A 14,110-nucleotide genomic window follows, 5' to 3' on the forward strand; every position below is an offset into this window, starting at 1 on the left:
CGATGCCTAGATTGGCGTCCGACAACAGGAGATTCCCCATGCCGACGATCGCCGTCACCGATGCCAGCTTCCAGTCCGACGTGCTCGACAGCGACAAGCCCGTGCTGGTCGACTTCTGGGCCGAATGGTGCGGCCCGTGCAAGATGATCGGCCCTTCGCTCGAGGAAATCGCCGACGAGCTGTCCGACAAGGTGACCATCGCCAAGATGGACATCATGGAGAACACTGGCGTGCCCGGCCAGATCGGCGTCCAGTCGATCCCGCTGATGGTGCTGTTCAAGGACGGCAAGCCGGTCGCCCAGAAGCTGGGCGCCGCGCCCAAGAGCCAGCTCAAGGGATGGCTCGAGAGCGAACTCTAGATTTTCGCGTAGAGCGTTGCGAGCCCGTCCCACAGCGCGGGGCTCGCGGCGCCGATCATGCCGGTGCGGCCGGTCTGGTCGACCCGATAGGGCGACCCGTCCGGCCGACATACTTTCCCGCCTGCCTCGTTGAGCCACAGCACGCCGGCCGCGTGATCCCATGCAAGCGTGCGTTCGAACACCGACACGTCGTTCTCGCCCAGCGCGAGGCGCGGATATTGCTCGGCGGCGCAGCGCGGGATGTCGACTAACCGGTAGTGCGGCGCGATGTGCTCGCAGACCGCTTCACGTCGGGCAGGGTCAAGGAAGATCAGGGAGATGGCGGCGAGTGGCGGGGCTTCGCCCGTACCTGACGCCGTCACCCGCTCGCCATCGACGAACGCGCCTTCGCCGCGCCGCGCGTGACACATGCGGTCGCGCAGAGGGTCGTAGATCCACCCGGCAATCGTCTCGCCGCCATCGGCGAGAGCGATCATCGTGCCGAACGGCGTGGTGCCATGCGCGTAGTTATGCGTCCCGTCGATCGGGTCGACGATCCAGCACGGTCCGTCGAGGCGGTCGAGTACGGTGGGATCGGCGTGCGCGGCTTCCTCGCCCACGATCGGGACGCCGGGCGCGAGCTTGGTAAGCGCCTCGGCAAGGAACGCCTCCGCCTCCCGGTCGGCAACGGTGACGAGGTCGTCGTGCGCCTTTTCGATCACGTCGCCTTCGGCCAGGTTGCGCCAGCGCGGCAGGATCGTTCGCTCGGACACGAAACGAAGCAGCGCGCGCATCTCGTCGTCGAGCGCGCTCACGTCAGCTCCGGTAGTCGGCGTTGATCGAGATGTAGCCGTGCGTCAGGTCGCAGGTCCACACGGTCGCGCGGCCGTCGCCCAGCCCGAGGTCGACCGCGATGTCGATTTCACGACCCTTGAGATGCGCGGCGACCGGCGCTTCGTCGTAATCGGCGAGCGGCAGGCCCTCGCGCGCCGCCCAGGTGCCGCCGAAACCGATCGAGAGCTTGTCGCGGTCGGCCGGCTCGCCTGCCTTGCCGACGGCCATGACCACGCGGCCCCAGTTCGCGTCCTCTCCCGCGATCGCGGTTTTCACCAGCGGCGAGTTCGCAACCGCGAGGCCAACCTTGCGGGCACTCTCGTCGCTCACTGCGCCGGTGACGGAAACCTCGATGAACTTCTGCGCCCCCTCTCCGTCGCACACGACGAGGTGGGCGAGCTGGCGGCAGACGTCGTGCAGGGCGGCGGCGAAGGCATCGGCTCCGGCGTCGTCGGACGAGACGAGGGGAACATTGCCCGCCGCGCCGGTCGCGAAGGCGAGGACGGTGTCGCTGGTCGAGGTGTCGCTGTCGACAGTGATGCAATTGAACGTCGCATCGCTCGCAGCGGAGACTATCGCCTGCAGGAAGGCAGGCTCGACCGCAGCGTCGGTGAACACATAGCCGAGCATCGTCGCCATGTCGGGCGCGATCATGCCGCTGCCCTTGACGATCCCCACGAGCGTGACTTTAGTTTCGCCGAGCATCGCGGTCGCGACCGCGCCCTTGGAAAAAGTGTCGGTCGTGCCGATGGTTGCGGCGGCTTCTTCCCACGAACACGCAGGAGCCTCGAACACCGCTTCGAGGCCCGCGCGCGCCTTGTCCTTGGGCAGTGGCACGCCGATCACGCCGGTCGAGGAGACGAACACGTCGCTGGGATTGCAGCCGAGATGCGCGGCAACCTGGCCCATGATCGCCTCCACCGCCTCGCGCCCGCGATAGCCGGTGAAAGCGTTGGAATTGCCCGCGTTGACCACCAGCGCCCGCGCCTTGCCGAGCACGACCTGTTCGCGCCCCAATTCGACCTCGCTCGAACAGCAGACGTTGCGGGTAAATACGCCGGCGACGCTCGTACCCTCCGCAAGCTCGACGTAGGTGAGGTCGCAGCGGCCCCAATCCTTGTACCCGGCGCGGGCGACGCGCGGGGTGGCTCCGGCGATGGCGGGAGCAGCGGGAAACGGACGGGCGAGGGGCGAGCGTTCAATATCCATTCAGGGCCACGTAGGAACTACCGTCACGCAGGTAAATGCGCTTTCGCCGGGGGTGGACGAGATGCACGTCAAAGCCTATCTACGTACCATCATGTTGCGTCGCATTCTTGCCTGTTTTGCGCTGATTACCGGTCTGGCCGCCGTCGGTAGCCCGGCCGAAGCACGCATGATGCCGGTGCTGGCGCAGGCCGTGGTCGAGGGATCGCAGCCCCAGCAGTCATCGCAGCAGTCCGTTTGCGAGGCGTCGCAGCCGCGTGCCAACCTGCGCGGGAAAGTGCAGGTCCCGGCCAATTGCCGTCCGCGCAAGCCGGTCGTCATCATCATCCCGACGATCCAGCTCGGATCCGACCGCGCGCTCGAATAGCGCGACGACCCAATCCGACCACCGTTCCACACCGCCCGGGCGCAGCTGCCCCGGCGGTCGTTTTCCTATAGATTCCAGCCTTCAGGGGCCTTCATGATCAACAACTTCGCCAAGGCCCTGTTCGGGTCCTCGAACGACCGTTACGTCAAGTCGCTCGACAAGATCGTTCGCCAGATCAACGCGCTCGAGCCGCAGATTCAGTCGTTCACCGACGAGGAACTTTCCGCCCAGACCGCCAAGTTCCGCGACCAGCTCGCGGGCGGCAAGACGCTCGACGACATCCTGCCCGAAGCGTTCGCCACGGTGCGCGAAGCCGGCGTCCGCGTGCTCGGGATGCGACACTTCGACGTGCAGATGGTCGGCGGCATCGTGCTGCATCGGGGCGAGATTTCCGAGATGCGTACGGGCGAGGGCAAGACCCTCGTCGCCACGCTGGCGACCTACCTCAACGCGATCGAGGGCAAGGGCGTCCACGTCGTCACCGTGAACGACTACCTCGCCCGCCGCGACGCCGACTGGATGGGCCGCATCCACAAGTTCCTCGGCCTGACGGTCGGGGTGATCGTGCCCAACCTCAACGAGTACGAGCGTCGCGAGGCCTATGGCTCGGACATCACCTACGGCACGAACAACGAATTCGGCTTCGACTACTTGCGCGACAACATGAAGCACGAGCGCAGCCAGATGGTGCAGCGCCCCTTCAACTTCGCGATCGTCGACGAGGTCGACTCGATCCTCATCGACGAAGCGCGTACGCCGCTGATCATTTCGGGCCCGACCGACGACAAGAGCGACATGTATGTCCAGATCGATGCGATCGTGAAGGACATCGACGAGAGCTTCTACGAAGCGGACGAGAAGACCAAGAACATCACCTGGACCGAGGAGGGAGCCGAGCGGATCGAGGCGATGCTCGCCGATACCGGGCTGCTGGTCACGCCCAACCTCTACGACGTCGAGAACACGCAGGTCGTCCACCACCTCGACCAGGCGCTGCGCGCGATCAAGATGTTCAAGCGCGACATCGATTACATCGTGAAGGACGAGAAAGTCGTCATCATCGACGAGTTCACCGGCCGCATGATGGATGGCCGCCGCTGGTCGAACGGCCTGCACCAGGCGGTCGAGGCCAAGGAGGGCGTGAAGATCGAGCCCGAAAACCAGACGATGGCCTCGATCACCTTCCAGAACTACTTCCGCATGTATCCCAAGCTGTCGGGCATGACCGGTACCGCCGCCACCGAGGCGAGCGAGTTCTGGGACATCTACAAGATGAACGTGGTCGAGATCCCGACCAACGTGCCGGTGCAGCGGATCGATGAAGAGGACGAGTTCTACAAGAACACGACCGACAAGTTCCAGGCCATTGCCAAGTCGATCGCCGAGAAGGCGCAGATCGGCCAGCCGGTGCTCGTCGGCACCGTTTCGATCGAGAAGAGTGAACTGCTCAGCGAATTCCTCGAGAAGGAAGGCGTCAAGCACTCGGTCCTCAACGCCCGTTTCCACGAGATGGAAGCGCATATCGTGGCGCAGGCCGGCCGGCTGGGCGCCGTGACCATCGCCACCAACATGGCCGGCCGCGGCACCGACATCCAGCTCGGCGGCAACGTCGAGTTCCGGATCGAGGACGAGCTCAAGGACATGGCCGAGGGGCCCGAGCGCGACGCCGCGATCGCGAAGATCAAGGAAGAGGTCGCCGCCGAACGCCAGCAGGTGCTCGACGCAGGTGGCCTGTTCGTGCTCGGCACCGAGCGGCACGAAAGCCGCCGCATCGACAACCAGTTGCGCGGCCGTGCCGGGCGCCAGGGCGACCCCGGCCTCAGCCGGTTTTACCTTTGCCTTGAAGACGATCTCCTGCGCATCTTCGGGCCGGACACGCTGTTCGCCCGGATGATGAACTCCAACCTCGCCGATGGCGAGGCGATCGGTTCCAAGTGGCTATCGAAGGCCATCGAGACCGCGCAGAAGAAGGTCGAGGCGCGCAACTACGATATCCGCAAGCAGGTCGTCGAATACGACGACGTGATGAACGACCAGCGCAAGGTGATCTACGAGCAGCGCGCCGAGATCATGGACAGCGAAGCGGTCGACGACGTCGTCGTCGATATGCGCCGGGACACCGTGAACACGCTCGTCGGCGAAGCCTGCCCTCCAGGCTCGTACCCGGAGCAGTGGGACATCGCCGGTCTCAAGGAGCGGATCGTCAACGTCCTCGGCGTGGAAGCGCCGGTCGACGATTGGCTGCAGGAAGAGGCGGTCGAGCCGGAACTGCTCGAGGAACGCCTTTCTGCGCTCACCGACGAGATCATGGACGCCAAGATTGCCGAAGCCGATCCCGATATGTGGAAGCGGCTCGAAAAGCAGATCCTGCTCGAACGGCTCGACCACCATTGGAAGGAGCACCTCGCCACGCTCGACGCGCTGCGCCAGGTCATCTTCCTGCGCGCCTATGCGCAGAAGCAGCCGATCAACGAATACAAGCGCGAGGCGTTCGTGCTGTTCGAACGGATGCTCGACACTCTGCGCGAGGACGTGACCAGCATCCTGTTGCGCGCCCAGTTCCAGTTCGCCCCGCAGACGCAGGCGCTCTCACTGCCCGACCTCCCGGATTTCCTGACCGGGCACATCGACCCGCTCCTCGGGATCGAGGATTCGAACGACGGTGACGGTTCGCGTCCGCTGGCCGAACTGTTCGGCTCGCTTGCCGGATCGCCGCGCGCCGAGGCCAGCTCGGGCGGGGTGTCGGACAATCCGTGGGCGGGCGAGGAAATCAGCCGCAACGCCCCCTGTCCCTGCGGCTCGGGCAACAAGTACAAGCACTGCCATGGTGCGGTGGGCGCGAAGTCTTCCGGTGCGTCGGCATAATTGGTCGGGGGCGGGCTGAGTGGGCCTCCCGCTCCTCGCCATTGCCTTCGGGCTGACCGCTCTCCTGTACGCTGCGGTCGGTTTCGGCGGCGGTTCGACCTACAGCGCGCTGCTGGCGCTGGCGGGCGTGGATTTCCGCCTGCTCCCGGTCATCTCGCTGCTGTGCAACGTGGTTGTCGTGGCGGGCAGCACCGTGCGGTTCGCGCGTGCAGGGATCACACCGTGGAAGGGCGCGGCACTACTGACCGCGATCGCCGCACCGGCGGCCTTTCTCGGCGGGTTGACCCCGATCAAGGAAGCGACCTTCCTGACGCTGCTCGGCGGCAGCCTGATGCTCACGGGCCTGACGCTGCTGATTCCGCAGACCTCGACGCAGGAAGGTGAGCCCACGCGCGCCGCGCGGTGGATGCCGCTGCTTGCCGCGCCGATCGGCTACCTCGCGGGTCTTGTGGGCATTGGCGGCGGAATTTTCCTCGCGCCGTTCCTTCATCTCGCGCGGTGGAACGGCGCCCGGCAGGTCGCTGCGACCGCAGCGCTGTTCATCCTCGTCAATTCGGTGTTCGGCCTCGCCGGACAACTGCTCAAGAATGGGCCGGACCTAATGGGGGCGGCTGTCTCGTTCGGCTTGCCGCTGCTGATCGCCGTGGCGATCGGCGGGCAGATCGGCAGCATGTTGGCGGTGAAGTTCCTGCCCCAAGCGGCGATCCGCTGGCTGACCGCCGCGCTGACCATCTGGGTCGGCGCGCGGCTATTGCTAGGCAGTTAGCGGCCAAGAAGGCGGAAGAATGTGGCTCCCCGAGTTGGATTCGAACCAACGACCAAGTGATTAACAGTCACCTACTCTACCGCTGAGCTATCGGGGAGCAGCCGGATCGGCAGGAGCGCGCCTATATGGGCGACGTTCGGGCTTGGCAACCCTATACCGCGAATTGCTCTGCAACGATCCGTTCGTCGAGCGCGTGGCCGGGGTCGAACAGCAGCGTGAGCTGGTTTTCGCGGGCGATTTCAAGGTGCACTTCGGCGACGTCGCGGAATTCCTTCTGGTCCGCGACGACCGAGACGGGGCGTTTGGCAGGTTCGTTGACGCGGAACGTCACGCGGCTGCGCTCGGGCAGGATCGCGCCCGACCAGCGGCGCGGCCGGAACGGGCTGATCGGAGTGAGCGCGAGGAGTTGCGAATCGAGCGGCAGGATCGGGCCGTTGGCAGACAGGTTGTAGGCCGTGGAGCCGGCGGGCGTCGCGACCAGCACCCCGTCGCAGACAAGCTCCTTGAGGCGCGTCTTACCGTTGAGTTCGATCTCGATCTTTGCGGTCTGCCGGGTTTCGCGCAGCAGCGAGACTTCGTTGATGGCGCAGGCGACGTGTCGCTCGCCATCCTGCGTGATCGCTTCCATCCGCAGCGGTGCGATGGCGAAATCGCGCGCCTTGGCGAGGCGCTCGGCCAGTTTTCCGGGGCTGCGGAAGCGGTTCATCAGGAATCCGACGGTGCCGCAGTTCATACCGTAGGCTGGAATCACCCGGCCCGCATCGAGCATCGAGTGGAGCGTGTGGAGCATGAAGCCGTCGCCGCCAAGGACCACCGCGATCTGCGCTTCCTCAAGCGGCACGAAAGAATGCAGCGCGCGAAGTTCGTCCGCGGCATCCTGCGCGCGTTCGGTATCGGAAGCGAGCAGCGCCAGTCGCTTGCCGTCGAACTCAGCGCTCAATCGTGCCTCCTGCCCTGCGACATCGCGGGTTTCCAACGCTAGTTGCCGCTGTCCCATTTGGCAACGCGCCCAGCATCGACCGCGCGCCGATCCGATCGCACCGCTAGGAGCAGGCGATGGCAAGTGAGTCCCTGTATGCCGAAGCCGAACGCGATCGGCTGACGGGCCTGCCCGACGAGCGCGCGCTGTTCGCGCGGTTCGATTCCTGGCGGGCCGAATGTGACGAGGGCAGTCCGTCGCCGGTGCACGCTCTCCTGCTTGGTCTCGGGCGGTTCGACACGGTCAACTTGGCTTATGGCGCGGCCGCAGGCGATGGTGCGCTGGTCGAAGTGGCGCGGCGCATCCAGCACCTCGCCGCCGACGAACTCCTCGAAGGAGACTGGATCGCCGCGCGCCTGAGTGGCGGTACATTCGCCCTGTTCGCGCGCGACACGATCAGCCGCGAGCGCTGGCAGTGGCTGGGCGAGGCCGTGGCCGAGGCCGTCGCAGCGCCGATTTCCGCGATTGAGGGGGCGGGTGTGGTCCGCCTCTGGCCCCGCATCGCGCTCATGCGTGTGCTGCCGGGCGAGACTGGCGCGCACGTGCTCGATCGACTGGCCGCCACGCTCGGCCGCGCGCGAGACCGGGCCGGCGCGCGTGTGCTGTGGGCGGACCACTTGCACACGCCCGCAGGAATTCGCGCCGCCGAGTTGGAGGCGGACCTGCTCGTCGCGCTCGACCGGGGAGAGATCGAGGTTGCTTTCCAGCCGCAATATTCGCTCGCCGACAACAGGCTTGTGGGGGCCGAAGCCCTCGCTCGCTGGCGTCATCCGCGTGTCGGGCTGATCGGCGCGGGAGCACTGTTCACCATCGCCGAGCGGGCCGATCACGTCGCCCAGCTCTCGCGCCATGTCGCCGAAGTGGCGCTCGCCGCCGCTGCCGACTGGCCGGATGATTTGCAAATGTCGCTCAACGTGACGCCGGTGGATCTGGCCGACCGAAGTTTCGCGCGCGATTTCGCCTCTCTGGTTGCCGCGTCGGGCTTCCCCGCCGATCGGTTGACGGTCGAGATCACCGAACAGGCGTTGCTGGCCGACCTCGAGGTGGTTGCGCCGACACTGAGCGCCTTGCGTGCAACCGGAATGCGAATCGCACTGGACGACTTCGGCGGCGGCTTTTGCAATTTCCGCTATTTGAAGCTGCTGGCGCTCGACACGCTGAAGCTCGATCGCTCGATGATTGAGGGCATCGACAGCGACCCGCGCGACCGGGCAGTGTTGCGCGCGATTGTCGCGCTTGCGCGCGCGCTCGACCTGTCGGTCATTGCGGAAGGCATCGAGACTCAGGAGCAGCGCGCGGTCGCGGCCGAAGAGGGTTGCGCGATATTCCAGGGTTTCCTTGGCGCCAAGCCTCTATCGCCAGCGGATTTCCTCGCGCTCGCGTGCTGAGCCTTGTTGGCAAGGCGTGTCCGCGCGGGTGACGCGCGCGACGGCTTGGTCTAGAGACTCGGCCGAGCCATGCTGACGCGCCTCACCATCCGCAATATCGTGCTGATCGAGGCGCTCGACCTCGAATTCCGCGCGGGCCTCGGCGTCCTGACCGGTGAGACCGGGGCGGGCAAGTCGATCCTGCTCGATGCGCTCGGCCTCGTGCTCGGCAATCGCGCCGAAAGCGGCCTCGTCCGCGCGGGCGAGGACCGGGCCAGCGTGACCGCCACCTTCGAATTCGCCGCGCTTCCGACGCCCTTGCGCGCGGCGTTCGACGACGCCGATATCGAGATGGAGCCGGGCGAGCCGCTGATCCTCAAGCGCACGCTGAAGGCCGACGGCGGCAGCAAAGCGTTCGTCAATGATCAGCCCGTGGGTGTCGCCCTGCTGCGCGAAATCGCGGGTGCGCTGGTCGAACTGCACGGCCAGCACGACGACCGCGGCCTCGTCAATCAGCGCGGCCACCGCGCCTTGCTCGACCGGTTCGCCGGGGGTGAGGTGGACGGGGTCATGCGCGCCTGGGCCGAATGGCGTTCGGCAGAGGACCGGTTCGCCGCCGCGCGCGAGCGGGTCGAGACCGCGCAGGCCGATCAGGACCTGCTGTTCGCGCACCTTGCCGAATTGACCGCGCTCGAACCGCAGGCGGGGGAGGAGGCGCGGCTCGCCGAGACGCGCGCCTCGATGCAGAAGGGCGAGCGCCTTTCGGGCGACCTCGAAGAGCTACGGCACATCTGGGATGGCTCGGATTCGCCGCTGGCATCGCTGCGTATCGCCGCACGGCGCCTCGACCGGATCGCCGCCGAGCACCCTCTGCTTGCCGAGGCGCTGGCGGCGCTCGACCGCGCGGTGATCGAGGCGGGCGAGGCGGAAGACAGGCTCTCCGCCGCCGCCGAAGCGCTGTTCCACGATCCGATGGCGCTCGAACGCGCCGAGACCCGCCTGTTCGATTTGCGCGCGATCGCCCGCAAGCACCGCTGCGAGGTCGACGAACTGCCCGAAAAGATGCGCGAGTTTCGCAGCCAGCTCGATGCGATCGAGGGCGGCGAGGCCGAACTCGACGCATTGGCGCTGGCGGCGAAAGCGGCTGGGCAGACCTATCGCGACCGCGCGCGAGCCTTGCACGACTTGCGAAAGGGCGCGGCGCTGCGCCTCGATGGCGCGGTCGCGGGTGAGCTTGCCCCGCTCAAGCTCGATGCGGCGCGATTCCAGACGGCGGTCACCGAGCAGCCCGAGGAACGCTGGGGCCCGCAAGGGATCGACGCGGTCGAGTTCCTTATCGCGACCAACCCGGGCGCGGATTTCGCGCCGCTCAACAAGATCGCGAGCGGCGGCGAGCTGTCGCGATTCATCCTCGCGCTCAAGGTCGCACTGGCGGAAGAGGGTGGGGCGGCTACGATGATCTTCGACGAGATCGACCGCGGCGTCGGCGGTGCGGTGGCGAGCGCGATCGGCGACCGGCTTGCGCGCCTTGCTGACGGCGGTCAGGTGCTCGTCGTCACGCACAGCCCGCAGGTCGCCGCGCGCGGGCGGACGCACTACTCGATCCACAAGTCGAGCGAGGGCACCGTTACGCGCACCTCGGTCAGCCTGCTCGACACGGCCGCGCGGCAGGAAGAGATCGCCCGGATGCTGTCGGGCGCGGAGATTACGCCCGAGGCGCGCGCGCAGGCCGACCGTCTGCTCGAGGGCGCGTGACCGGCCATCCGCTCGATCGCCCGGTGTGGCACTGCCTGACCGGTCCGCAAGCGCATTTCGCGCAAGCGCGTGGCGACGCGGTGCGGATCGATCCCGCGATCGGTCCGTTCGCCGCGACCGCTGACGGCTCTGCACGAGGGCTCGCGGGCTTTGGCGAAATTTGGTGGCTGGTCGAAACGTCAGAGGTCGCGGCACTGCCCGGGCTGGCGGTCGTTCGTTCCGCGCGGCTCTCGCAGATGGTGGCCGACCGTCCGGTCGTCGAGGAGGACTGGGGGAAGGATATCGTAGCCCTGACCGATGCCGACGCGGCGGACATGGCCCGGCTGGCGCGCGCCACCGAGCCGGGGCCGTGGGCCGACGCAACCCACCGCTATGGCGGATACTACGGCGTTCGAGACGGCGATCGACTGGTCGCCATGGCGGGAACGCGAATGCGGCCGACGCGCGACCTTGCGGAAGTCAGCGGGGTGTGCACCGATCCCTCGGCGCGGGGCAGGGGCTACGCTCGGCGGTTGATGCTGCGCGTCATGGCGGACATGGTCGCGCGCGGCGAGACGCCGTTCCTGCACAGCTACAGCGCCAACGAAGGCGCCAACCGGATCTATCGCTCGCTCGGGTTCGTCGAGCGCAGGGAGATGATCGTGACCATCATGGCAGCCGCGTGAGATGCGCGCACTTCTACCTCTCCTGCTGCTCGGCTGCGGTGCCTGCTCCGTGAACGACGCCGAACCCAGACCCGCGCGCGAGCCGCTCGGCATGTACGGCACCGACGTGCAACTCACCGCGTCGCGGCCCGATGCGGTGCTGCGCTACGCCGACCATCCGCGCGGCACTGCCGAATTGCGGATGCCTGCGGGCAAAGGCCCGTTCCCGCTCGCGGTGATCTACCACGGCGGCTGCTTCAAGACCGGGATCGCCGACCAGAACTACATGGCACCGCTGGCGACGCGGTGGCAGCAGCAGGGTGTCGCGACGCTCAACGTCGATTACCGCGAGGTCGGTGACGGGGGCGGTTGGCCGGGTTCGCTCGACGACTGGCGCGAAAGCGCGAACCTGATCGCGCAGGTCGTGGCCAAGCAGGCGATCGATCCGACGCGGATCACGCTGGTCGGCCACTCGGCTGGCGCGCTTCCGGCCCTGTGGCTGACCGGGCCTGAGGGAGCAAGGGGACTGACAGCTCGCTCTGCGATCGTGCTCGACGGGCCGGGCGATCTTGGCCGTGAAGCGCAGGCGTTCGATACCCTGTGCCAGTTCTCATCCGTCGCGCCGTTCGTGGGTGAGCCCGCCGCGCCGCGCTTCGCCGCGCTGGCACCTGCTCCGGCGCTGGACGAGGTACTGTTCGTCCAGGCGAAGCTTCCCGCGCCGCCATCCGGCTCGCTATCGGCCGTCGGAAGCAAGGGTGCCCGCGTGACGGTGCGCGAAAATCCGGGCGCGAGTCATTTTGCGGTCATCACTCCTGGCGATCCCGCCTATGCGGCCAATGAACCGGCGATGCTGGCCATCCTGAAGGGCGAATGAGCGACGTGACCGAGGCCGACGCTGCGAACGAACTGATGCGGCTGGCGCGCGCGATCGCGCGGCACAACCGGCTTTACCACGCCGAGGATTCGCCCGAGATCTCGGACGCCGAATACGATGCGCTGGTCCGCCGCAATGCCGAGCTCGAGGAGGCGTTTCCGCACCTCGTCCGTCCGGACTCGCCATCGCAAGTGGTCGGGCACGAGATCGCTGCCTCGCCGCTGAGCAAGGTCCGGCACGAGGTTCGCATGATGAGCCTCGACAATGCATTTTCCGACGAAGAAGTCGCCGAGTTTGTCACGCGTGTGCGTCGCTTCCTCAACCTCGGACCGGACGCGCCGCTGGTGTTCACCGCCGAGGACAAGATCGACGGCCTCTCGTGCTCGCTTCGCTACGAGGACGGCAAGCTCGTGCGGGCCGCGACGCGCGGCGACGGCGAAGTCGGCGAGGACGTCACAGCCAACGTCACGTATGTGGCCGACGTGCCAAAAATGTTGCGCGGAAAAGTGCCCGCGGTGTTTGAAGTGCGCGGCGAAATATACATGGCGAAACAGGACTTTGCTGCGCTCAATGCCGCGCAGCAGAAAAGCGGTGGCAAGGTCTTCGCGAACCCGCGCAATGCTGCAGCCGGATCGCTTCGACAGAAGGACGCTTCGATCACCGCGCGGCGGCCTTTGCGGTTCTGGGCGCACGGTTGGGGCGCGGCAAGCGACGTGCCCGAGGTAAGCCAGTTCGCGATGATGCAGCAGCTTGCCGATTGGGGCCTGCCAGTCAGCCCTGACCTCAAGCTGTGCCGTTCGGTCGAGGAATTGCTGCAGCACTATCGCAGCATCGGCGAGCGGCGCGGGGGGCTGCCGTACGATATCGATGGGGTCGTCTACAAAGTCGACGACCTCGGCTTGCAGGCGCGGCTCGGCTTTGTCGCCAAGGCCCCGCGCTGGGCGCTGGCGCACAAGTTTCCCGCCGAACGTGCCGAGACCGTGCTCGAGGCCATCGACATCCAAGTCGGCCGCACCGGCAAGCTGACCCCGGTCGGGCGGCTCGCTCCGGTGCTTGTCGGCGGGGTGACGGTGACCAACGTCACGCTCCACAACCGCGACGAGATCGCGCGGCTCGGGGTGCGGCCCGGAGACCGGGTCGTGATCCAGCGCGCCGGCGATGTGATCCCGCAGGTGGTCGACAACCTGACCCGGGGAGAACCGCGCGAGGCATTTACGTTCCCCGATCACTGCCCGGTCTGCGGCAGCGAGGCGGTCGCCGAAGAGGCCGAAGTGGATGTGCGCTGCACCGGGGGGCTCGTCTGCCGCGCGCAGCAGTTCGAGCGGCTGCGCCATTTCGTCAGCCGCGCCGCCCTCGATATCGAAGGGCTCGGCGAAAAGACCATCGCCGAATTCATGGATCTCGGCTGGCTCGCGAAGGGGCCCGCCGACATCTTCCGTCTGCGCCAGCACCGCAATGACCTCGTCGGACGCGAGGGTTGGCAGGACAAGTCGGTGGACAACCTGTTGGCGGCAATCGAGGCCAAGCGCACGCCCGATGCGGCGCGACTGCTGTTCGGCCTCGGTATCCGCCACGTCGGCGCGGTCACTGCGCGCGACCTTATGAAGCGGTTCCACGAACTGCCCGCGCTCCGCACCGCTGCCGAACGTGCGCACGAAGGCGATGCGGAGGCGCTCGCCGAATTGACCGCGATCGACGGCGTCGGTCCTGTCGTGGTCGAGGCGCTTGGCGACTTCTTCCATGAGGATCACAACAAGGCCGTGTGGGATGACCTGCTGTCGGAGGTTTCGCCGCCGCGCTTCGAAGTGCAGACAACCGCCAGCGCGGTCAGCGGCAAGACCGTGGTATTCACCGGCAAGCTCGAAACGATGAGCCGCGACGAAGCGAAGGCGCAGGCCGAACGGCTCGGCGCAAAGGCGGCCGGGGCGGTAAGCCCCAAGACCGATCTCGTCGTCGCGGGACCGGGTGCGGGCAGCAAGCTCAAGAAGGCGGCCGACCTCGGTATCGCGGTGATCGACGAGGCAGCCTGGGCGGAGATCGTCGCCAAAGCGGGTTGACGTTAACCTTCGGGAACCCGGCGAGGCACAGAGCGTAATCTTGCTATAAGCCAGCCCC

The 14,110-nt window shown here is 66.9% G+C and carries 12 protein-coding genes and 1 tRNA gene; 9 read left to right on the forward strand and 4 right to left on the reverse strand.

Annotated features, from left to right (window positions below; translation table 11 throughout):
• Positions 1–38: 38 nt before the first annotated feature.
• Positions 39–359: a thioredoxin gene (trxA, locus tag ACWPMX_RS04515; protein ID WP_455698850.1), complete on the forward strand. Its 321-nt coding sequence runs from the start codon at positions 39–41 to the stop codon at positions 357–359.
• Here trxA and ACWPMX_RS04520 read toward each other — a convergent pair.
• Together ACWPMX_RS04520 and argJ are read right to left on the reverse strand one after the other, a co-directional pair.
• A complete protein-coding gene (locus ACWPMX_RS04520; protein ID WP_455700729.1) occupies positions 356–1,132 on the reverse strand; it encodes an inositol monophosphatase family protein in 777 nt (258 codons plus the stop codon). The two genes, trxA and ACWPMX_RS04520, sit on opposite strands and share 4 nt — an antisense overlap.
• A gap of 22 nt (positions 1,133–1,154) precedes the next feature.
• On the reverse strand, positions 1,155–2,381 hold the full coding sequence (argJ, locus tag ACWPMX_RS04525; protein ID WP_455698851.1) for a bifunctional glutamate N-acetyltransferase/amino-acid acetyltransferase ArgJ: 1,227 nt from the start codon (positions 2,379–2,381) through the stop codon (positions 1,155–1,157).
• Between the two features lie 52 nt (positions 2,382–2,433).
• Between argJ and ACWPMX_RS04530 the strand changes: the two genes are divergently transcribed.
• From ACWPMX_RS04530 to ACWPMX_RS04540, 3 genes are all read left to right on the forward strand, one after another.
• Entirely contained in the window at positions 2,434–2,745 is a 312-nt protein-coding gene (locus tag ACWPMX_RS04530; protein ID WP_455698852.1) for a hypothetical protein, read from the forward strand.
• 93 nt (positions 2,746–2,838) lie between these two features.
• Positions 2,839–5,610 carry a preprotein translocase subunit SecA gene (gene secA, locus ACWPMX_RS04535; protein ID WP_455698853.1) on the forward strand — a complete coding sequence of 924 codons (2,772 nt, stop codon included), beginning with the start codon at positions 2,839–2,841 and terminating at the stop codon, positions 5,608–5,610.
• 19 nt (positions 5,611–5,629) lie between these two features.
• Entirely contained in the window at positions 5,630–6,376 is a 747-nt protein-coding gene (locus ACWPMX_RS04540) for a sulfite exporter TauE/SafE family protein (protein ID WP_455698854.1), read from the forward strand.
• Positions 6,377–6,398: 22 nt separating this feature from the next.
• Here ACWPMX_RS04540 and ACWPMX_RS04545 read toward each other — a convergent pair.
• Positions 6,399–6,473 (reverse strand) — tRNA-Asn (locus ACWPMX_RS04545).
• Positions 6,474–6,527: 54 nt separating this feature from the next.
• Entirely contained in the window at positions 6,528–7,316 is a 789-nt protein-coding gene (locus ACWPMX_RS04550) for an NAD kinase (protein ID WP_455698855.1), read from the reverse strand.
• A gap of 116 nt (positions 7,317–7,432) precedes the next feature.
• Between ACWPMX_RS04550 and ACWPMX_RS04555 the strand changes: the two genes are divergently transcribed.
• The 5 genes from ACWPMX_RS04555 (at position 7,433) to ligA (ending at position 14,052) form a co-directional block, all read left to right on the forward strand.
• Positions 7,433–8,743 (forward strand): EAL domain-containing protein, encoded by a 1,311-nt coding sequence (locus ACWPMX_RS04555; RefSeq protein ID WP_455698856.1) that lies wholly within the window; start codon positions 7,433–7,435, stop codon positions 8,741–8,743.
• A gap of 69 nt (positions 8,744–8,812) precedes the next feature.
• A complete protein-coding gene (gene recN / locus ACWPMX_RS04560; protein WP_455698857.1) occupies positions 8,813–10,477 on the forward strand; it encodes a DNA repair protein RecN in 1,665 nt (554 codons plus the stop codon).
• A complete protein-coding gene (locus ACWPMX_RS04565; protein WP_455698858.1) occupies positions 10,474–11,142 on the forward strand; it encodes a GNAT family N-acetyltransferase in 669 nt (222 codons plus the stop codon). Before recN ends, ACWPMX_RS04565 begins: the two co-directional genes overlap by 4 nt.
• 1 nt (position 11,143) lies before the next feature.
• Positions 11,144–11,995, forward strand: a complete 852-nt coding sequence (locus ACWPMX_RS04570) for an alpha/beta hydrolase (protein ID WP_455698859.1) — start codon at positions 11,144–11,146, stop codon at positions 11,993–11,995.
• The gene (gene ligA / locus ACWPMX_RS04575) at positions 11,992–14,052 is read left to right on the forward strand and encodes an NAD-dependent DNA ligase LigA (RefSeq protein ID WP_455698860.1); all 2,061 of its coding nucleotides are present in this window, start codon (positions 11,992–11,994) and stop codon (positions 14,050–14,052) included. Before ACWPMX_RS04570 ends, ligA begins: the two co-directional genes overlap by 4 nt.
• The last annotated feature ends 58 nt before the right edge of the window (positions 14,053–14,110 follow it).

The sequence above is a fragment of the Tsuneonella sp. HG094 genome (assembly GCF_053819285.1).